Origin of the sequence: Arthrobacter sp. FW306-2-2C-D06B (assembly GCF_021789175.1) — a bacterium.
In the GTDB taxonomy this organism is placed as follows: Bacteria; Actinomycetota; Actinomycetes; order Actinomycetales; family Micrococcaceae; genus Arthrobacter.
This window is the reverse complement of the sequence record NZ_CP084560.1, coordinates 3,882,165-3,901,526: the sequence shown is the minus strand read 5'-3', so window position 1 is coordinate 3,901,526 and position 19,362 is coordinate 3,882,165. Positions and strand designations below refer to the sequence as shown.

The window sequence follows — 19,362 nt, the reverse complement described above, 5'->3', positions numbered from 1 at the left end:
ACTGACTCGCAGTAGTTGTCGTTATGAGCGCTCATAACGACATTAACTGCGAGTCAGTTGGGTGGCCGGGCAGGAAACCCCTAGGTCAGTTTGATCTGCCGGTTCATGTCCTTGTACAGCAAGTATCGGAACTGGCCCGGACCGCCGGCGTAGCAGGCCTGCGGGCAGAAGGCGCGGAGCCACATGAAGTCGCCGGCTTCCACTTCCACCCAGTCATTGTTGAGCAGGTACATGGCTTTGCCCTCAAGGACGTAGAGGCCGTGCTCCATGACGTGGGTCTCCGGGAACGGGATGACCCCGCCTGGCTGGAACGTCACAATGTTAACCTGCATATCGTGGGCCAGGTCGCTGGAATCCGTGAACCGGGTGGTCTTCCAAGCGCCGTCGGTGTCAGGCATCGCGGTGGGTTCCACCTCGGCATCACTCGTCACGAAGGACTTTGCCTCGTAACCCTCAAGCCGTTCGTAGGCCTTGCGGATCCATTGGAAGGAGACGATGTCATCGGAGACGTTTTCCAGGCCCCAAGAGGAACCGGCGGCCAGGTAGGCATAACCGCCCTCCTCGAGCTCGTGCAGTTCGCCGTCGAGGGTCAGGTTGACCTTGCCCTTGGTGACGAAGACGACGCCTTCGACGCCTGCCTCGAACTCGGCCTTGGGAGCGCCGCCACCCGGGCCAATCTCCACGATCAACTGGGAGAACGTGGTGGCGAATCCGGAAATCGGGCGGGCCAGGATCCAGGAACGGGTGTTGGAGAAACCCGGCAGGGTGCTGGTCACGATGTCGGTCATGACACCCTTGGGGATCACGGTGTAGGCCTCAGTGACGATGGCCCGTTCCGTCGTGAGGTGGGTCTGCGGCGGCAGCCCGCCCTGGGGGTAGTAGTACTTTCCCATCATTGGATCCTTACTTGGAGGTAGATTGTGCCAGCCGGGGATGCGCCAGTGCAGTCAGCCGGGAGAGTTCGACGCCGGCAAGCGCCAGCACTTCTTCGGAACCCACCGCTCCGCACTGGACGCCGCGCAGGACGAAGGCGGCGAGGGCACGGGCAGTGGCGGGTTCGTCCATGACGCCGCCTTCGGTGCGGTCCACGTAGTTGCGGAGGCGGGCCGCGGCAGCAGGCAGGCCCTCGCGGTAGAAGGCATACGTTGCCGCGAACCGGCTCGGCAACTGGGCAGCGTGCAGGTCCCAGCCCTGGTAGTAGCCGCGTTCAAGGGAACGGCGGACCAGCCGGCCGTGCAGCTTCCACGCATTTTCCACGTTGTCGCCCACCGGGATGATGTTGGTGGACCCGTCGGAGAGCCGGATGCCCGTGCCCGCAACGGCCAACTGCATGACTTCCTTCGCGAAATCCGCCACCGGGTGCTCCATGGACTGGTACTCCGCGGAGATCTGCAGCGAAGCGGAGTAGTCGTAGGTACCGTAGTGCAGTGCGCTGATGCGGCCCGGAACTGCGTGCGGAAGCTGGGCCACGGGAGAGGTCCCCTCCGGGCCGAGGATCAGCTGGGGTGTTTCCACTTGGACTTCAAAACGGAGCCGGCCCGCCGGAAGGGAGTGGATCTCTTCGAGCCGGGAGACCGCGAAGTCCATGGCCTGTACCTGGGCCACTGTGGTGACTTTCGGCAGGGTCAGGAGGAGTCCCTCGGGCAGCTCACCGGCCGAGGCCAAAGTGGAGACGAACAGGTCCAGGGTCTTCAGGCCACGTGTCCGGGTGGGCGCCTCGAAGCACTTGAACCGGATGCCGATGAACGGCGGGGCGGAACCCGCGGCAACGGCTTCGCTGACGGCCTGCGCAGCCGCTACGGCCGCGACGTCTTCTGCTTCGTCGCCCCGGTCGCCGTAGCCGTCCTCGAAGTCGAGGCGCAAGTCCTCAATCGGCTCGCTACGCAGTTTGGCAGCCACGCGGGTGGCGACGGCGGCAGCCAGTTCGGGCTCCTGGCCCAGCAGCGCACCGAGCCTTTCGAGACCGCCGTGGGCCTCCGCCGTCGTGATCGCCTGGGCGCCCCATTCCGCGGAGAGCGACGGCGTGAAACGGTCCGCCGGGACGTATACCGTGTGCACGGGCTGGCGGGTGCCGTCGTCGCCGGGGTAGTTGCGCTCCAGGAGCCGGTCGGTAGCGGCCAGCTGGGAGTCGATCGCGGCGAAATCCGACGGAGTCAAAGAAGCCGGGAAGGAGGATGCGGCCATTCCTACACCAGCTCGTAGGCGGGAGTGGTGAGGAAGTCCGTGTAATCCTCGGACAGACAGATGTCCGCGATCAGGCGGCTGGCCGGCTCGTAGAACTTCTCGAAGGACTCGGCGTCAACCTCGCTGCGCAGGCGGTCGGTCTCTTCGCCGAGGATCCGGGTGACCAGTTCGCGGGTGACCGTATTGCCTGTGTCGGCAAGGACGGACTTGTTGCGGATCTGCTGCCACACCTGGGAACGGGAGATTTCCGCGGTGGCGGCGTCTTCCATGAGGTTGTGGATCGCGACGGCGCCGCTGCCGGAAAGCCAGACTGCGGTGTACGCGACGGCGACGTAGAGATTCAGCCGGAGCCCGGCCTCGGTCACGTGGCCGCCGGCGGAGGAGATGTCCAGCAGCTGTTCGGCGGTCACGGAGACCTCCGGGCGCTGCTTGTCCAGTTGGTTCGGCTTGTCGCCCAGGACCGAGTCGAACACCTCGCGGCAGGTGGAGACGAGGTCCGGGTGCGCCACCCAGGAACCATCGAAACCATCGTTGGCTTCGCGGGTCTTGTCCGCGCGCACCTTCTCGAAGGCCTGGGCCGTGACTTCGGGCTCGCGGCGGTTCGGGATGACGGCAGCCATGCCACCCATGGCGAAGGCGCCGCGCTTGTGGCAGGTCTTGACCAGCAGCTCGGTGTAGGCGCGCATGAACGGAGCAGTCATGACCACGGACGCGCGGTCCGGCAGGATGAAGGACTCGCCGGCGTCGCGGAAGTACTTGACGATGCTGAAGAGGTAGTCCCAACGGCCGGCGTTCAGGCCGGACGCGTGGTCCCGCAGTTCGTAGAGGAACTCATCCATTTCGAATGCGGCCGGGATGGTTTCGATCAGCATGGTGGCACGCACGCTGCCCTGCGGGATCCCGAGGTAGTCCTGGGCGAAGACGAAGATGTCGTTCCACAGGCGGGCCTCGAGGTGGCTTTCCATCTTGGGCAGGTAGTAGTACGGGCCCTGGCCGTTGAGCAGGAGCTGCTTGGCCACGTGGAAGAAGTGCAGGCCGAAGTCCACCAGCGCGCCAACGGTCGGTTCGCCGTCGAGCAGCAAGTGCCGTTCGTCCATGTGCCAGCCGCGGGGGCGGGCGACGACGACGGCGAGCGGCGCGTCCGTGCGGAGCCGGTATTCCTTGCCCTCCGGGGAGGTGTAGCTCAGGGTGCCCTGGGCGGCGTCGCGGAGGTTGAGGATGGCGTCGATGACGTTCGCCCACGTCGGGGTGCTGGCGTCCTCGAGGTCGGCGAGCCATACCTTGGCGCCGGAATTCAGGGCGTTGATGGCCATCTTGGCGGGGGACGCCGGGCCGGTCATCTCGACCCGGCGGTCCTGCAGGGCCTGCGGTGCTTCGGCGACCTTCCAGTCACCGTCGCGGATGTCCTGCGTTTCGGGCAGGAAGTCGAGGCGGCCGGTGCGGGCCACTTCTTCACGCTTGGCGACACGGGCTGCCAGGAGCTCATTGCGGGTGCCCGCGAAACGGCGGTGCAGTTCCTCCACGAAGGCCAACGCCTTGGGAGTCAGGATCTCCTCGGCTCGTTCGATCGGCCGGGGGTCTGTGACTGTGAGAGCCATGGGATGGTCCTTTCCTAGAGAGCGCTAGCGGCCTGCGTTTGCTGCTGCCGCGTGTTTGCTGCGTTTGCCGCGTTCGCAACGGCTGCGGCGACGTCGGCGGCAACGTGGGGGTCGAAGACGCTGGGGATAATGTAGCTCGCATTCAGTTCATCATCTGCAACCCGGTTGGCGATAGCCTCCGCGGCGGCCACCAGCATTTCCGGGATGATGTCCGACGCTCCGGCGTCGAGCAATCCGCGGAAGAAGCCGGGGAAGGCCAGCACGTTGTTGATCTGGTTGGGGAAGTCGCTCCGGCCGGTGGCGACGACGGCTGCGTGCCTGGACGCGATCACCGGATCGATTTCCGGGGTGGGGTTGGCCATGGCGAACACGATCGCGTCCTCGGCCATCGAGGCGACCTGCTCTTCGCCGATCACGTGCGGAGCGCTGACGCCGATGAACACGTCCGCACCGTCGAGGGCTTCGTGCAGCGTGCCGGAGAAGCCGGCCTCGTTGGTGTTCGCGGCAATCCAGGAACGGTGCTCGTCGTCGTACTTTTCGCCCGAGTGGATGGCGCCGGAGCGGCCGGCCGCGACGATGTGCTGCGCGCCCTGGGCCTTGAGGAGCTGGATGATCGCCGAGCCGGCAGCGCCGACGCCGGAGACCACGATCTTGACCTCGGAAAGCTTCTTGTCAACGACGCGCAGCGCGTTGACGAGCGCTGCGAGCGTGACGATTGCCGTTCCGTGCTGGTCGTCATGGAAGACGGGGATGTCCAGTTCGTCGCGGAGCCGCTTCTCGATTTCGAAGCAGCGCGGGGCTGCGATGTCCTCGAGGTTGATGCCGCCGTAGACCGGAGCCATGGCCTTGGCGATCATGATGATTTCCTCGGTGTCCTGGGTGTCCAGGCAGACCGGCCAGGCGTCGACGTTGGCGAACTGCTTGAACAGCGCGGCTTTGCCTTCCATGACAGGCAGGGCTGCGGCCGGGCCGATGTTGCCCAGGCCAAGGACGGCCGAACCGTCGGTCAGGACGGCGATCGTGTTGCGCTTGACCGTCAGGTTACGGGCAGCGGCCGGGTCTTCGGCGATCGCGAGGCAGACGCGTGCGACGCCGGGAGTGTAGGCGCGCGAAAGGTCGTCGCGATTGCGCAGGGCCACCTTCGGGACGACCTCGAGCTTGCCGCCCAGGTGCATGAGGAAGGTGCGGTCCGAGACGTGCTGGACCGTGACGCCGTCGAGCGCGTTGAGGGCGTCCTTGACGCGGTTGGCGTGGTCTTCGTCCGTGGTGTTGCAGGTGACGTCGACAACCAGGGTGTCATGGTGCGACTCGGTCACATCCAGCGCGGTGACGGCTGCACCGGCGGCGCCGACGGCGGCTGCCAACTCGCTCGTGGCAGTGAAGCTCGACGGCGCGGCGACGCGCAGGGTGATCGAATTTCCGGGGCTCGGGTTCGCCATTGAATTTCCTCCTCGTACAAGGCCCGTAACGGGCCTCCGCTCAAACCGAATGTTTTCGTATTATGGATATTATTATCTACGAAGTGGAAACACAAGCCCTCATCGATGGGCAAGCATTCCGGCGTCGTGTGCTGTATCTTGAGTGTTCTAAGCAACTCTTTTCACGATGCGGATAAGAGTTGTCGGATTCCGAGCCATAGGAGACAACGGAATGGCTGAAAAGCCCTCGGGAGGCGTGCAGTCCGTCGAGCGCGTCTTCGAACTGCTGGAACTCATCACCGACGCCGGCGGAGACGTCACGTTGAGCGAACTGTCGTCGTCGACAGACCTGCCGCTCCCCACCATCCACCGCCTGCTGCGCACCTTGGTGTCCCTCGGCTACATCCGGCAACTGCCCAATCGTCGCTACGCGCTGGGTCCCCGGCTCATCCGGCTTGGCGAAGGCGCCAACAAGCAGCTCGGTGCCTTGGCCCGTCCCCAGCTGAAGTCCCTCGTGGACCGGCTCGGCGAAACGTCCAACATGGCCGTGCTGGATTCCGACATGGTCATCTACGTTGCCCAGGTTCCGTCGCTGCACTCCATGCGCATGTTCACCGAGGTGGGCCGCCGCGCCCATACGCACGACACCGGCGTCGGGAAGGCCATCCTGGCCCAGCTGGATGACGAGGTGGTCCGCGGGATCGTGGCCCGCACGGGCATGCCGACTCCTACGGCAAAGAGCATCGGGGACATCGACTCCCTGCTCGCCGATTTGAACCGGATCCGCGAACGCGGCTACTCGATCGACGAAGAAGAGCAGGAGATCGGCGTCCGTTGCTTCGCGATGGCAGTCCCCAACGCTCCGACGCCCACCGCCATTTCCGTTTCCGGACCCGTGTCCCGCGTGGACCAGCACTTCGCCGACCGCGCCGTACCGCTCCTGCGGGAAGCTGCCCTCGCGATCTCGGCCGAGCTGAACCAGAACTAAGCTTGCCTTCTTTCGCGCGAACGGGCAGCTGTTGACCCTATTCTTGCGAATTAGGGGCAACAACTGCCAGCTCGGCGGAGGGGTTCCTTAGGCGCGGGGTTCCCTAGACGAGGGCGCCGTCGTTCGCTTCGACGCCGTTCGGCTCCAGGTTGATCATGGGGGAGCGCTTTTCGAAGTACCAGAAGGTCAGCAGGCCCAAGGCGCAACCGAGGAACCAGCTGTAGTTGCCGATCCAGGTTGCGTTGACCGTGGTGGCTCCCGAGTCCAGGAGCGCCTTGGGGATCAGGACCGAAGCGATCGAGACGACGCCGCTGAAGGCCACTGCCTTCACCGCGTTGGGGTTGTAGCCGTTGCGGAACCAGTACTTGCCGTCGGGCTTCATCGTGTACATGTCCTCAACCCAGACCTTCTGCTTGCCCACCAGGTAGTAGCCGGCGATCAGGATGCCGAAGAGCGGGCCGATCAACGCCCCCAACACGCCGAGCGTGTAGTGGATGGCGTCGTCGTTCGAGTACCAGTTCCAAGGGGTCAGGATGACGGATCCGCCCGCGGCGATCATGCCGCCCATGCGCCAACTGATCTTCTGGGGGCTGACGTTGGAGAAGTCGAACGCCGGCGAGATGAAGTTGGCCACGATGTTGATGCCCACAGTTGCGATGACAAAGGTCAGCCCGCCGAGCAGCACGGCGAACACCGAATCGATTTCCTGAACGGTCTTGACCGGGTCCGTGATGAGGTGCCCGAAGACCGGGGTGGTGGCCGACGCCGTGATGACGGTCAGCAGCGAAAAGAACAGGAAGTTGACCGGCAGGCCCAGGAGATTGCCCTTCTTGACGGCCTTGAAGCTCTTGCCATAACGCGCGAAGTCGCCGAAGTTGAGCATGGGACCCGAGAAGTAGGACACGACCAAGGCGATCGCGGAGATCATGACCGGGATGGACGCAGCGAAGTCGAGCGGTTGGCCGGCGGACAGGTTCAGGCTGATGTTGCTGATGCCGGCCTTGGAAACCAAGTAGATGGCAAGGACCAACATGACCACGTATACGGCTGGACCGGCGAAGTCGATGAACTTGCGGATGCTTTCCATTCCGTTCCAGAACAATGCGGCCTGGGCCACCCAGAGGATTCCGTAGCAAATCCAACCCAGGGCAGAGAGGCCAAGGAAGCCGTATTGATGGACGTCGTACAACGGTTTCATGGCGGGGAAGAACTTCAGGAACACGATCACCAAGGCTTCGGAGGCCAGGAAGGTTTGAACTCCGTACCAGGCGACGGCGATCAAGCCGCGGATGATAGCCGGGATGTTGGCGCCCTTGACGCCGAAGACCGCGCGGTTGATCACGGGGTACGGTACACCGGTCTTTTGGCTGGGTTTCGCCACGAGGTTGCAGAAAACCTGGACGATCACGATGCCCACCAGCAGGGCGACCAACACTTGCCAGCTGGCCAAACCGAGGGCGAAGAGGCTGCCCGCCGTCACATAGCCGCCGATGCTGTGGACGTCTGACATCCAGAACGCGAAGAGGTTGTAGCTGCTCCAGCGCTGGTTCTTCAGGGGCGCCAAGTCTTCATTGCTGAGCCGCGGATCGCGGTGTGCTGCGGCTTCGTCAATCGGGCTGCCCAGCAGGGTGCCGGGTTGCTCTGTGCCGGTTTTCTCTGGGGCGAGTTGTGCTTCGGCCATCGGTTCCTCGAATCAGGGTTATCCACGACAGGGGCAGTCGTTTCACTGATTCAATTGAATGGAACAGATGTTTCAATGCCGTTTCCGGGCCGCTAACTCTTCTTTACGCTTGCCCGACGCCGGGTTCGGGCCGCGTTCGCCTACCGCCGCTCGATCTCTCCCAGAGAGTCGTAGACGCCGGTTATTTCCCTGACACGGTCCCTTCCCGGACGCCCCCGCGCGGTCAGCACGCCGTTCGCGAGGATGCTCATGAGGCTCATGGCCGAGGCGTAGCTGTCAAAGGCGGCGCTGCCTTCCACCGGGCATTCGATCCAAACGGAGGCCTCCGCCGCAAGCCAACGGGCGCTCGGGTCCGCGATCAGGATGGTGCTCGCGCCGGTGGCGGTGGCGGCCTTCAGGACCTGGTGGAAGCCGTCCGGCCGGCGCCGGAAGCCGATCAGGACCACGACGTCGTTCGCGTCCAGCCCTGCCAGTTCCTCACCCACGCTTTGGCCCGGCTGTGGGGCCAGATTTACCGCGGGGCGGCAATGCAGGAGCTGCTGCCGTAGGTGGAGGGCTACAGGGAAACTGTTGCGGAAGCCGATCAGCAAGACCTTGCTGGCCTCGGCCAATTGCTGCGTCACCTTGCGGAGGCGATCGTCGTCGAGCGTTTCGAAAAGCCGGTTCAGGCTCTGCTGTTCCGTTGCCAAATGCAGGGGGATTCCGCCGTCGGCCTCCTGTTTGGCGAGCGGTACTCCGCTGGACCTCAGGCCCCGCGTGTGTTCCTTCACCTCGTTGAAATCGGCGAATCCGAGGTGGCGAAAGAGCCTGCTCATGGTGGCCTTGGAGACGCCGCTTAGCTGAGCGAGCTCGGCCGCATTGTAGACAGCCAGGTCGCCCAGGCGGTCCAGCAGGGTGTCTGCGGCCTTTTGCTCCTGCGGCCCAAGTTCCGAATAGTGTTGTTCGATTCGCTCATCGATCCTCATGAAACAACCGTCTCACGCGGAGGTGGCAAAAACGTATGCAACGCGAACTGGCAGGTGCTGCCCCGTTCCTTGCGAGAGGGGCAACACCTGCCAGTTCGGCGGAACAAAGGGGTCAGTGCTCGGCCGAAGTGTCCGACGTGAGCGGCACTTCCTTGCCTTCGGCGTCGATCAGTTTGCCGTTCTCGAAACGGTCACCGTGCGCAAGGCACGCAATGTCCGCTTCGCTGACCACGCGGCCGGTACCTGCGACGAACACCGACTGGTTGTCCGAGTTGCCGGCCTTGAAGTGGTTGAACAGCACGTTCAACAGGATGGCCATGATGGCGGCCGAGCTGATGCCCGAGTGGAAGATCGTGGAGAACCAGGACGGGAACTGGTCGTAGAACTTCGGTGCGGCGATCGGGATCATGCCGAAGCCGATGGACGCTGCCACGATGATCAGGTTCATATTGTTGCGGTACTCCACCTTCGAGAGCGTCCGGATGCCGCTTGCGGCCACCGTTCCGAAGAGTACGACGCCGGCACCGCCCAGGACGGGCGTCGGAACCGCTGCGACAACTCGCCCGAGGACGGGCAGCACGCCGAGGACCACCAGGATGAGCCCGCCGGCGCTGACCACGAAGCGGCTCTTGATGCCCGTGATGGCCACGAGTCCGACATTCTGGGCGAAGGCGCTCTGGGTGAAGGAGTTGAAGAGGGGCGAAACGGCACTTGAGAGCATATCCGCGCGCAGGCCGTTGCCGATGCGCTTGGAATCGACCTTGGTGCCTACGATTTCCCCGACGGCGATGATGTCCGCCGAGGTCTCGGTCAGGGTGACCAGGATGACGATCAGCATCGAAACGATGGACGCGATCTCGAAGGTTGGAGCACCGAACGCGAAGGGCGTGGGGAAAGCTACGATCGGACCCTGGCCGACCTTGGAGAAATCGGCCATTCCCGTGGCGAGGGCGATGACGGTCCCGATCACCATGGCAAGGAGGATGGAAAGACGCGAGATGGCCGCGTTTCCAACCTTGCTGAGGAGCAGGACGATGCCCATCGTGGCCGCAGCCAGGCCGATGTTCGCCACGCTGCCGTAGTTGGGGGCGGCGGCGTTGCCGCCCATGGCCCAGTTCGCCGCGACCGGCATGAGTGTCAGCCCGATCGTGGTGATGACTGTACCCGTGACCACAGGCGGGAAAAACTTGATGATCTTGGAGAAAAGGGGGGTGATCGCCAGGCCGATCAATGACGCCACAATGACGGAACCAAACACCGCTTGGATTCCGCCGCCTCCGTGGACGATCGCCACCATGGTGGAAACGCCGGCGAAGGACACGCCCTGGACCAGTGGCAGCTGCGATCCGAAGAACGGGATGCCGACAGTCTGCAGAATGGTGGCGAGGCCGCCGACAAACAGGCAGGCCGCGATCAGGAGCCCGATGTCCTGCGAGGACATGCCCGCGGCGGCTCCGATGATGAGGGGCGGGGCGATGATGCCGCCGTACATGGTCAGGACGTGCTGGAAGCCGTAGGCGAACGTGCTCCCGATCGAGAGGCGCTGGTCCTCGGGGCGGGCTGGACCGGACGCTGCGGGGCGGGTTTTATTCTTCGTGTTCATGGCAGACTTTCTTGGTTCATGGCAGACGTCTTTGTCTGGCTAACGTTGTCTGGCTAACAATGTGGTTTTGGGTGCGGGGGATTGCCCAACTGACTCGCATTTGATGTCGTTTTGGGGCTCCAAAACGACACTTGCTGCGAGTCAGTTGGGCGGGTACCTGGTTGCTTAGCAGAAGCCGGCGATGCCGTTCCACGCAGCCGGGGCAGGTGTGGTGTTGTCGCGCTGGACCGTGGCTTCGATCAAGCCGTACGGGCGGTCCGCGGCGAAGAAGACCTCGTTGGGGTTGTCGAGGCCGAACGGGCTGAGGTCCACCAGGAAGTGGTGCTTGTTGGGCATCGAGAATTTGATCTCGTCCACTTCGCTGTGGGCCTCCAGGACCTTCTTGCCCATGTCGAACAGGGTCTGCTGCAGGGCGTGGGAGTAGTTCTCCGTGAAGCCTTCCAAGAGCAGGGCCTTGATGTCCTCGTAGCTCTTGTTGAAGTCGGTGCCGGCAGCGTCGAGACCGGTGTTGTAACGCCAGCGGGCCGAGACGTCGGTAGCGAGGATGCGGTCCGTGGTCTCGGGCAGCGTGGTGTACCGGTCGCGGGGATAGCCCACGAAGCCGGACTGTGTGGTCTTGAGGACGGTCAGGTCCTTGAGGCCGGAGATGACGTGCGTTGTGTTGCCTTCACGGACTACGACGGCGGTGCGGACTTCCTGCCCCTTGCGGACAAAGCTGTGGTCGTGTTCGGAGCCGTGTGCCTGGATGCGGTCCCAGGTGTAGGCCTCGGCTTCCCAGCGGCCACCCGTGACCCACTCGAAGCCCGAGGTGAAGTGTTCGCTCAGGCGCAGGAGGAAGGCTTCGGGGGAGCCGATACCGTCGCGGGCAAAGGCGTAGATGGTGTTCTTCTGGGTGTCCGTGGCGACGACGTGTGCGTTGTCGCCTTGGAGGTGCGCAGCCTGGAAGTCGCCACGCAATTGCGAGGTGACGTTAAGGTCTTCGATCTGGTGGCGGTCGGTGTCGCGGGTGACCTTGACGACGCGGACTTCTGCCTTGCCGTACTGGTTGTCGCCGAGGACGATGTTGTTGCTCATGGTCATATCCCAACTTCTATGAGGTGGAACCACTAAGGTCCACCAATGAAATTAAGCGCGTGTTTCATACGCGTTTCTGGTGGAGCCGACCCAACAAAAAAGAGCCGGCATCCGTTGATGCCAGCTCATTACGACCCTGCCTGCTGCTCCCAGGTTACGTGACCTGCGCCACGAATTGAAGAAAGCGTAGCCCACGTTTGCCAGTGGTGTACATCACTTCCGGAGAATCGTTACTTACTTTCTGATTGTGACCGACGGCGGCTGCCGGCGGGGGCCTGGTTCCCTGGGCACCCCTTGACGGGGTTCGCGGATCCCCCCTACCATTTCCATATAACAAAAAATGTTTTCCAAGATACGGAAAATTCGTGGAGAACTTGAGCGCATGAAATAGGAGGACAGATGGACTCGCAGGATAAGAACAACGTCGTGGAATTCCCGGCGCCCGGCCAGGAACTGTACCTGCCGTTCGGCGCCACGGATCCTGACTTCTACATTCCGGCCGATTGCGACCGCATGCCCGGGACCTTCTCCCGCTGGCTGCGCGCCCTTCCGGTATTCGGCCGGCAGCGTTCTTCTTAGGCGAATACGTGGGTGTGGCCCGGGTGAGGTGCCGCCCGCCGAACCTTTTTCGGTGAGAACGTGGGTGTGGCCCGGGTGCTGCGTTCCAGAACGCAGCACCCGGGCCACACCCACGATCTCGGTCAACGTCGAGCGAGGAGGACCCTACGCCGGCAGGGCCTTGGCGATAGTCGAAACGATCATGCTCACTTTGACGGACACCAGAATCAGGCTCACGGCGGTCAGTCCTATCAGTGCCCAAACGGGCGCGAGGCCGCGCTGCGGGGCGACCTTATGGACGATCACTGAACGGCCCACCACGTAGACTCCAGCGCCCAGGAAGGCCCATGCCCAGTGGAAGGGGCGGACCACCCCGTCCCTCTGCAGCTTTTGCCAGTCGAGGTAGGACAGGAGAACGCTGACCCCGTAGATGAGCCAGGAAGAGATAACGAGCAGGAAATATGGAACGCTGAACGCGCTGGGATCGAGGGTTGGCACGCGACGAGCGCCGACATACCGCACGTGAAAGACCGGATTCCAAAGCAGCAGGATGATCAGCGTGATCACCGGCAGCAGCGTGACGAGCCAGATGAACGGATTGTAGACCGGCGTCCCCCTGCTGATTTCCGGGCGCGGCGCGGGCTGGACCGGTCCTGCGTATTGCGGAGGGCCGGCGTATTGCCCTGGCCGCGCGGCCGCAGGCCACGCCGCGCCGGGCTGACCCGTGCCGGGCTGACCTGTGCCGGGCTGACCCGCGCCGGGCTGACCCGCGCCGGGCTCGGTCGGTGGGTTCCAAGCGTTTCCAGTCCAGGCGTTACCGTCCCACCACCGTAGTTGCCCGGAGCCCGAGGGGTCCGGGTACCAACCTGGAGGAGTCGGCGTGTTGTGCTGGGGGACGGTCATGATTTGCCTCCTGATCTACGACCTAATCGAGAGGCTACTCCTAACCGCTGATGATTTTCTGTGCGGCGGCTGAGTGTTTGACAATAAGTTCCGGGATGTCCAGATCCGGAATCCGGCCGTCCACAACGCGCCATTTGCCGCCCACCATGACGCGGTCGGCGCGGTCCGCCGCGCAGAGCAACAACGCCGCGATGGGGTCATGGCTGCCGGAGAAGCGGAGCCCGTCGGGCTTGAAAAAGGCAAGGTCTGCCTGCATGCCGGGAGCAATCTGGCCGATGTCGGTGCGGCCCAACACCGCAGCAGATCCCCGCGTCGCCCAGCCGAGGGCGCGTTCCACCGGGACGTCCGCTCCGTAGCGAAGCCGCTGCAGATACAGAGCCTGCCGCGCTTCGAGGATCATGTTGGAGGCATCGTTCGACGCCGAACCGTCCACTCCCAGCCCTACCGGAACCCCGGCGGCCTCAAGTTCCAGCACCCGTGCGGTGCCGGACGCGAGCCGCATGTTCGACGTCGGGCAATGCGCGACGGCGGTGCCCGAGGCACCCAGCCGGGCGATCTCCTCGTCGTCGAAATGGATGCCGTGGCCAAGCCAAGTGCGCTTTCCGAGCCAGCCGACGCTGTCCAGATAATCCACGGTGCGCAACCCGAACATCTCGCGGCAGAAATCTTCCTCGTCAATGGTTTCCGCGAGGTGCGTGTGAAGCCGGACATCCAGCCGTTCGGCCATGGCGGCGCTCTCGGCCATGATCTCCCTGGTCACCGAGAACGGCGAGCAGGGGGCCAATGCGATCTGGATGACCGCGCCGTCTCCGCGTTCGTGGTACTTCCCGATCAGGCGTTCGCTGTCCGCGAGGATCACCTCCGGGCGCTGCACAGTGGACCGCGGCGGGAGGCCGCCGTCGTCCTCGCCCAGCGTCATGGACCCGCGGGTGAGCGTGGCGCGCATGCCGAGTTCACGCACGACGCCGACCTCGACGTCGATCGCGTCCTCAAGTCCCGCGGGGAAGAGGTAGTGGTGGTCGGCCGCGGTGGTGCAGCCCGAGAGCAGCAGTTCCGCAAGCGCTACTTTCACGGCAAGCTCGAGGCTGTCCGGCGTCAGCCGCGCCCACACGGGATACAGGTTCTGCAGCCACGGAAACAAGGGAGCGTTGGCCACCGGGCCCCAGGCACGTGTGAGCGTTTGGTAGAAGTGGTGGTGCGTGTTGATGAGCCCTGGCAGCAAGACGTGGCTGCCGGCGTCGAAGGTCTCATGGCATGGCGCGGAAGGGCGCTTTCCTGCGGGGACGAGCTCCGCGATTTTCCCGTCGCTGACCACGATGCCGCCCCGGGCGTCGAGCCCGTTGGCGGTGAACACGTCGAGGGGATTCTTGATCCAGAGCCGTGAAGAGGCTGGGTCCGTTGCCGGGGCTGCTGGCTGGAAATCGGATGTCGGGGACACGGGAATCCTTGTCTGGTCGGCGTAGATGCGTTCCAGCTCAGTGGTTCCTGTCTGCTGATCCAGGTTCCGGAGGTCAACCCTGCCGGTGGCACCCAGCGTAGGTGGCTCGCCGAAGTGCGTCAATGTGACCGGCGCCCAGGCCCGACCTCCTGCCCGGCATCAACCGTGAATTTCACATGTCGAAACTTTTTTTCCAGAAACTATGGCGCGGCTCACATCTCCGGTGCTAATCTCAATTTGCCAAAGGCGGGCACCCGGACTCCGGGAAGCTATCTACCAGGCGAAACCTTCAAAAGCACATGCTGAAGCCTGGTAATCGCAGCACTGGTCTGTCATGTTCAGATGCCTCCCTGGTTACAGGCTTCCTCAGCACTAAGGAAGTCGCACATGAGTACCACCGTCACGGCCGAACATTTCTTGGCCACTTCCATTGAGCTGGCAACAGCCAATGTCCTCAACAGCGGCGGGCCGTTCGGCGCCGTCATTGTCACCGCGGATGGCCGCGCCTTCGAAGGCGTCAACCGGGTCACCGCAAGCAACGACCCCACGGCCCACGCCGAGGTCACCGCCATCCGCAATGCCTGCCGCGAGCTCGGCACCTTCGATCTCAGCGGAGCCACCCTCTACACGAGCTGCGAGCCATGCCCCATGTGCCTGGCCTCGGCTCTCTGGGCCCGCATCGGCAACGTAGTGTTCGCAGCAGACCGGCACGACGCCGCGTCCGTCGGCTTCGACGACGCCGTCTTCTACGAATACTTCGAGAACGAGGACCGGGACACCCTCATGCCGGTCACCAAGCTGGAACTGGGCGACCCCCAGGCACCGGCGATCCTGGAACCCTTCAACACCTGGAACACGCTTGACTCCAGGATTGACTACTAGGGCCGGTGGCTGAAAATGACAATCCTGGACCCCGCAGAAATGCGAACGGCAACTGAAAAGCAGGCTGCGCCTTCCGGTGCAGGGCAGACAGATGCGCGCGAAAAGCACACGGCAACCGGACTGGCACAGCGGGGCGGCAGCCCCAGGCCCCCGGCGTCGAACTCCTTCCTGGATCGTTTCTTCCAGATCACTAAGCGTGGCTCCACGCTGGCCCGCGAATTCCGCGGCGGCATCGTCACGTTCTTCACGATGGCCTACATCGTTATCCTCAACCCCCTGATCCTGGGCGGATTCTCGGCCCAGAACGCGCCCACGGATGTGGCCGGCGGATGGTTGTCCGCAGCACAGGTGGGGGCAGTCACCGGCCTGACCGCCGGTGTCATGACGGTCCTCTTCGGCCTCATAGCGAACCTGCCGTTCGGGCTCGCCGCAGGCTTGGGAATCAACTCCTTCCTCGCAGTCGCCGTCATCCATGAAGTCACCTGGCCGGAAGCCATGGGCCTCGTGGTTATCAACGGCATTCTGATTGTCCTGTTCGGCGTCACGGGTGCCCGGACCGCGATCTTCAAGGCTGTCCCCAAGGAACTCAAGGCCGCCATCACCGTTGGCATCGGCCTGTTCATCGCCTTCATCGGCTTCGTCGATTCCGGCTTCGTCCGCGCCACAAAAGGCGGACCGCCGGTACAGCTCGGCAATGATGGTTCCATCACCTCTATACCTACCCTTGTTTTCATTGTCGGTCTGCTGGTCATGGGAATCCTCGTGGCCCGTAAGATCCAGGGCGGCCTCCTGATCGGAATCGTCGCCACCACGGTCCTCGCCGCCGTCGTCGAGGCCGTCCTGCACATCGGGCCTGGCAGCGCCGCCAATCCCGGTGGATGGCACCTCAACACCCCGGTACTGTCCGGCCAGCTGGTTTCCGCCCCGGACTTCAGCCTGGTGGGCCACTTCGACCTCTTCGGTTCGTTCTCGCGGATCGGCGGCTTGGCGGCCACGATGCTGGTGTTCACCCTGGTGTTCACCAACTTCTTCGACGCCATGGGCACCATGACCGGCCTCGCCAAGAGCGCCGGCGTGGCCTACAAGGACGGGACGTTCCCCAAGCTCAAGTCGGCCTTCATCGTCGAAGGCCTGGGCGCGGTAGCCGGCGGCGCGACGTCGGGCTCGTCCAACACCGTGTACATCGACTCCGCTGCCGGGATCGGCGAAGGCGCCCGCACCGGCCTGGCATCGGTGGTTACCGGTCTGCTGTTCCTGGGTTCGATGTTCCTGACCCCGCTCACCAGCGTGGTTCCGCTCGAGGTCGCAGCCGCGGCCCTGGTGGTGGTGGGCGCCATGATGATGGCACAGATCCGCGAGATCAAGTTCTCCAAATTCTCCGTGGCCCTGCCCGCCTTCCTCACCATCGTCACGATGCCGTTGACGTACTCCATCGCCAATGGCATCGGGGTCGGATTCATCTCCTGGGCCGTGATCCACGGGGCTTCGGGGAAGGGAAAGAAGGTCCATCCCCTCATGTGGGTAGTGACCGTCGGCTTCCTGGTCTACTTCGCGCGTGGGCCGATCAGCTCGCTCATGGGAGGGTAGCCGGCCGTTGAGACGGCGGTTCGGCCGCAAGTCACCGCAATGAATAGGCGTCCGCCGATCGTCCTCAACCGCATAAGGCGGGACGACGACGGCGGGCGGCGGTGGGGTGCGGCCGCTCCGCTAAGGACCGGGGCGGGAAATGAGAGGCCCGCCCCGGTCCTCTTCACGCAACGGGTACGTGTTTACCCGAAGCTCTCCTGTACAGACGCAAGGAATGAGAATATGAGGCAAGATCGCACACTGCCCCGGGCGGGTCTCCGGTCCGGGACCTCGGTAAAGGAGGTGTTGCCATGCTGGATTTGATGCCTTCGCTGGGCACGTGGCGGCCCGCGGTCTCCGGTCAGCGATGCGCCGTCGCCACCATCGTGGCCGCGGGAGGCTCCGTGCCCCGTCCCCTCGGCACGTCCATGCTGGTTTCCGAACACGGCGATGTCCTTGGCAGCCTCTCCGGAGGGTGCGTGGAAGGCGCCGTGGTGGAGGCTGCCCTTCAAGCAATGCACGACGGCGGCAGCCGCCTCGAGTCGTTCGGCTACAGCGCCGAGGACGCGTTCGCCGTCGGGCTCACCTGCGGTGGCGAGCTGGAAGTCCACATCCAGCCGACGGGGTCCGCCGGGCTGGACCTGGCCTTGTTGAATGCCGCTTCCGGCGGCGCTTCCCTGGCACTCATCCGCAGGCTCGACGCCGCGGGAGGCGCCGTCGTCGTTCCTGATCCGGCGGGTTTTTCCGCCGTTGGTTCACGGGAACTTTCGGCCCTGCTTGGCGGGGATGACGCAGTGATCCGCGCGGCCGCGGCCCAGCTCGAACCCCTTCTGCATGGTGGCCGGGCAGGGCTGGTGCGGCTCGCCCCGGCCGCAGGCTGCGGGAGCGCCGTGCCGCAAGCCGAACCCATCACCCTCTTCGTCGAAAGCCGCTTGCCCGCGGCCCGGATGCTCATCTTTGGCGCCAACGACTTCGGCGCGGCCTTGCTCCCCACCGGGAAACTCCTGGGCTACGAGGTCACTTTGTGCGATGCCCGCCCCGCTTTTTCGAGCCAGGGCCGATTCCTCGGCGCCGACCACCTCGTCACCGACTGGCCGCACCGTTACCTTGCCGCAGAAGCAAGCGCCGGACGGATCGATTCCCGCACCGTCGTGTGCGTGCTGACCCACGATCCCAAATTCGATATTCCCCTGCTGGAAACCGCCTTGAATTTGGATCTCGCCTATGTGGGAGCCATGGGTTCGAGGCGCAGTCACCGGCAACGGATCGACGGACTGCTGGACTGCGGCGTCCCGGCCGAGGCCCTCGAACGCCTTCATTCGCCGATCGGACTGGACCTTGGTGCCGTCACTCCGGCTGAAGTTGCGGTGTCCATTACGGCCGAGATCCTCGCGTCCCGCGCTCCGCGGCCGGCCTCCGGCTGTGCACCCTATCCAGCCTCCGGCTGGGGTTCGCTCAAGGACGGCACAGGGCCGATCCACCCGAGCGCTCCTGAACACAACACCCCCGAACACAACACCCCCGAACAAAGCAAGGTGACCCCATGGACATGAACACCATCGAGTCCGTAGTTGCCACCACGGATCCAGGCGAGTGGCGCGACGGCGACGCCTGGCTTGCCGGCGGCACCGTCCTGTTTTCCTACGGCAGCCCGGTGGGCAGCGAGGAGCCATTGAAGCGCTTGCTGGACCTTGGCCAAGCAGGATGGCGGGCCGTCACCGTGAGCGATACCGGCATCGAGCTTGCCGCTACCTGCACGGTTGCCGAGCTCTACGCACTCCCGGGGTCGGACGCCGTGGCCGGCCGGAACTGGCCGGGGCTGGAACTTTTCCGGCCGTGCTGCGACTCTTTCGTGGCCTCTTTCAAGGTATGGAACATGTCCACTGTTGGCGGCAATGTGTGCACCTCGCTCCCGGCCGGGCCGATGATTTCGCTGTGCGCCGGCCTGGACGCGAGGGCCACCATCCTTGGCCGGCACGGCAGCAGCCGGACCGTTCCAGTGGCCGAATTCGTCACCGGGGACGGGAAAAACTGCCTGGCACCCGGCGAGCTCCTGCGCAGCATCCAGCTGCCGGCGTCGGCCTTGGCTGCGAAGGTGGCCTTCCGCCGGCTCTCGCTGAGCAACCTCGGGCGATCCGGGGTGCTGCTGATCGGAAGGCTCGACGCCGATGGCGGCCTGGTCCTCACCGTTACCGCCGCCACCAAGCGGCCCGTGCAGCTGCGGTTGGCCGCCGGGCAGTTGCCGGACGCAGGCCAGCTGGCCGCCGCCGTCGGGCATTCAATCCCCGCGGAGCTGTACCACGACGACATCCACGGGCTCCCGGAATGGCGCCGGGACATGACCTTCCGCCTTGCCGAGGAGATCCGCGCGGAGCTGTGCGGCCCGGGGGAGCCGGGCGGACCGCTCACGGTGTCGGGAGATTTCTGGCCACCACACGCCACTTCGCCACAGCCGTCCACCCAAGCGGAATCATTCAACACCGAGCAGCAGAAGGAGGCCTGAG

16 protein-coding genes are annotated in these 19,362 nt (G+C 64.4%); 6 read left to right on the top strand and 10 right to left on the bottom strand.

Annotated features, from left to right (window positions below):
* Nucleotides 1-80: 80 nt before the first annotated feature.
* The 4 genes from LFT47_RS18150 to LFT47_RS18135 are packed head-to-tail and all read right to left on the bottom strand — an operon-like array spanning nucleotide 81 to nucleotide 5,221.
* Nucleotides 81-893 (bottom strand): bifunctional allantoicase/(S)-ureidoglycine aminohydrolase, encoded by an 813-nt coding sequence (locus LFT47_RS18150; RefSeq protein WP_236812840.1) that lies wholly within the window; start codon nucleotides 891-893, stop codon nucleotides 81-83.
* A gap of 10 nt (nucleotides 894-903) precedes the next feature.
* A complete protein-coding gene (locus LFT47_RS18145; RefSeq protein WP_236812838.1) occupies nucleotides 904-2,184 on the bottom strand; it encodes a DUF6986 family protein in 1,281 nt (426 codons plus the stop codon).
* A 2-nt stretch (nucleotides 2,185-2,186) separates the two neighbouring features.
* Entirely contained in the window at nucleotides 2,187-3,782 is a 1,596-nt protein-coding gene (gene aceB, locus LFT47_RS18140; RefSeq protein WP_236812837.1) for a malate synthase A, read from the bottom strand.
* 14 nt (nucleotides 3,783-3,796) lie between these two features.
* The gene (locus LFT47_RS18135; RefSeq protein WP_236812835.1) at nucleotides 3,797-5,221 is read right to left on the bottom strand and encodes an NAD-dependent malic enzyme; all 1,425 of its coding nucleotides are present in this window, start codon (nucleotides 5,219-5,221) and stop codon (nucleotides 3,797-3,799) included.
* Between the two features lie 211 nt (nucleotides 5,222-5,432).
* Between LFT47_RS18135 and LFT47_RS18130 the strand changes: the two genes are divergently transcribed.
* Nucleotides 5,433-6,188, top strand: coding sequence for an IclR family transcriptional regulator (locus LFT47_RS18130; protein WP_059389461.1), 756 nt, complete (start codon nucleotides 5,433-5,435; stop codon nucleotides 6,186-6,188).
* A 103-nt stretch (nucleotides 6,189-6,291) separates the two neighbouring features.
* Here LFT47_RS18130 and LFT47_RS18125 read toward each other — a convergent pair whose 3' ends face one another.
* From LFT47_RS18125 to pucL, 4 genes are all read right to left on the bottom strand, one after another.
* A complete protein-coding gene (locus tag LFT47_RS18125) occupies nucleotides 6,292-7,869 on the bottom strand; it encodes an NCS1 family nucleobase:cation symporter-1 (RefSeq protein WP_236812833.1) in 1,578 nt (525 codons plus the stop codon).
* A 140-nt stretch (nucleotides 7,870-8,009) separates the two neighbouring features.
* A complete protein-coding gene (locus LFT47_RS18120; RefSeq protein ID WP_236812831.1) occupies nucleotides 8,010-8,834 on the bottom strand; it encodes a MurR/RpiR family transcriptional regulator in 825 nt (274 codons plus the stop codon).
* 112 nt (nucleotides 8,835-8,946) lie between these two features.
* On the bottom strand, nucleotides 8,947-10,437 hold the full coding sequence (locus LFT47_RS18115) for a nucleobase:cation symporter-2 family protein (protein WP_236812829.1): 1,491 nt from the start codon (nucleotides 10,435-10,437) through the stop codon (nucleotides 8,947-8,949).
* 165 nt (nucleotides 10,438-10,602) lie between these two features.
* Nucleotides 10,603-11,517 (bottom strand): factor-independent urate hydroxylase, encoded by a 915-nt coding sequence (gene pucL / locus LFT47_RS18110; protein WP_236812827.1) that lies wholly within the window; start codon nucleotides 11,515-11,517, stop codon nucleotides 10,603-10,605.
* A gap of 393 nt (nucleotides 11,518-11,910) precedes the next feature.
* Here pucL and LFT47_RS18105 point away from each other — a divergent pair, with 393 nt between their 5' ends.
* Nucleotides 11,911-12,090: a hypothetical protein gene (locus LFT47_RS18105; RefSeq protein WP_236812825.1), complete on the top strand. Its 180-nt coding sequence runs from the start codon at nucleotides 11,911-11,913 to the stop codon at nucleotides 12,088-12,090.
* Between the two features lie 144 nt (nucleotides 12,091-12,234).
* Here LFT47_RS18105 and LFT47_RS18100 read toward each other — a convergent pair whose 3' ends face one another.
* Nucleotides 12,235-12,972, bottom strand: a complete 738-nt coding sequence (locus LFT47_RS18100) for a DUF2510 domain-containing protein (RefSeq protein ID WP_236812824.1) — start codon at nucleotides 12,970-12,972, stop codon at nucleotides 12,235-12,237.
* Nucleotides 12,973-13,012: 40 nt separating this feature from the next.
* Nucleotides 13,013-14,410, bottom strand: a complete 1,398-nt coding sequence (locus LFT47_RS18095; RefSeq protein WP_236818679.1) for an 8-oxoguanine deaminase — start codon at nucleotides 14,408-14,410, stop codon at nucleotides 13,013-13,015.
* Nucleotides 14,411-14,797: 387 nt separating this feature from the next.
* Between LFT47_RS18095 and LFT47_RS18090 the strand changes: the two genes are divergently transcribed.
* From LFT47_RS18090 to LFT47_RS18075, 4 genes are all read left to right on the top strand, one after another.
* Nucleotides 14,798-15,292 (top strand): nucleoside deaminase, encoded by a 495-nt coding sequence (locus LFT47_RS18090; RefSeq protein ID WP_236812822.1) that lies wholly within the window; start codon nucleotides 14,798-14,800, stop codon nucleotides 15,290-15,292.
* Between the two features lie 15 nt (nucleotides 15,293-15,307).
* On the top strand, nucleotides 15,308-16,879 hold the full coding sequence (locus LFT47_RS18085) for an NCS2 family permease (RefSeq protein ID WP_442863416.1): 1,572 nt from the start codon (nucleotides 15,308-15,310) through the stop codon (nucleotides 16,877-16,879).
* 290 nt (nucleotides 16,880-17,169) lie between these two features.
* Complete coding sequence (locus LFT47_RS18080; RefSeq protein WP_236812818.1) at nucleotides 17,170-18,411, top strand: XdhC family protein; 1,242 nt, start codon at nucleotides 17,170-17,172, stop codon at nucleotides 18,409-18,411.
* Nucleotides 18,402-19,361 (top strand): FAD binding domain-containing protein, encoded by a 960-nt coding sequence (locus tag LFT47_RS18075; protein WP_236812816.1) that lies wholly within the window; start codon nucleotides 18,402-18,404, stop codon nucleotides 19,359-19,361. Before LFT47_RS18080 ends, LFT47_RS18075 begins: the two co-directional genes overlap by 10 nt.
* The last annotated feature ends 1 nt before the right edge of the window (nucleotide 19,362 follow it).

Excerpts from the sequence above, each read along its gene's own strand:
- LFT47_RS18150 (WP_236812840.1), bottom strand. The coding sequence starts at position 893 with ATGGGAAAGTACTACTACCCCCAGGGCGGGCTGCCGCCGCAGACCCAC.
- LFT47_RS18145 (WP_236812838.1), bottom strand. The coding sequence starts at position 2,184 with ATGGCCGCATCCTCCTTCCCGGCTTCTTTGACTCCGTCGGATTTCGCC.
- aceB (WP_236812837.1), bottom strand. The coding sequence starts at position 3,782 with ATGGCTCTCACAGTCACAGACCCCCGGCCGATCGAACGAGCCGAGGAG.
- LFT47_RS18135 (WP_236812835.1), bottom strand. The coding sequence starts at position 5,221 with ATGGCGAACCCGAGCCCCGGAAATTCGATCACCCTGCGCGTCGCCGCG.
- LFT47_RS18130 (WP_059389461.1), top strand. The coding sequence starts at position 5,433 with ATGGCTGAAAAGCCCTCGGGAGGCGTGCAGTCCGTCGAGCGCGTCTTC.
- LFT47_RS18125 (WP_236812833.1), bottom strand. The coding sequence starts at position 7,869 with ATGGCCGAAGCACAACTCGCCCCAGAGAAAACCGGCACAGAGCAACCC.
- LFT47_RS18120 (WP_236812831.1), bottom strand. The coding sequence starts at position 8,834 with ATGAGGATCGATGAGCGAATCGAACAACACTATTCGGAACTTGGGCCG.
- LFT47_RS18115 (WP_236812829.1), bottom strand. The coding sequence starts at position 10,437 with ATGAACACGAAGAATAAAACCCGCCCCGCAGCGTCCGGTCCAGCCCGC.
- pucL (WP_236812827.1), bottom strand. The coding sequence starts at position 11,517 with ATGACCATGAGCAACAACATCGTCCTCGGCGACAACCAGTACGGCAAG.
- LFT47_RS18105 (WP_236812825.1), top strand. The coding sequence starts at position 11,911 with ATGGACTCGCAGGATAAGAACAACGTCGTGGAATTCCCGGCGCCCGGC.
- LFT47_RS18100 (WP_236812824.1), bottom strand. The coding sequence starts at position 12,972 with ATGACCGTCCCCCAGCACAACACGCCGACTCCTCCAGGTTGGTACCCG.
- LFT47_RS18090 (WP_236812822.1), top strand. The coding sequence starts at position 14,798 with ATGAGTACCACCGTCACGGCCGAACATTTCTTGGCCACTTCCATTGAG.
- LFT47_RS18085 (WP_442863416.1), top strand. The coding sequence starts at position 15,308 with ATGACAATCCTGGACCCCGCAGAAATGCGAACGGCAACTGAAAAGCAG.
- LFT47_RS18080 (WP_236812818.1), top strand. The coding sequence starts at position 17,170 with ATGCTGGATTTGATGCCTTCGCTGGGCACGTGGCGGCCCGCGGTCTCC.
- LFT47_RS18075 (WP_236812816.1), top strand. The coding sequence starts at position 18,402 with ATGGACATGAACACCATCGAGTCCGTAGTTGCCACCACGGATCCAGGC.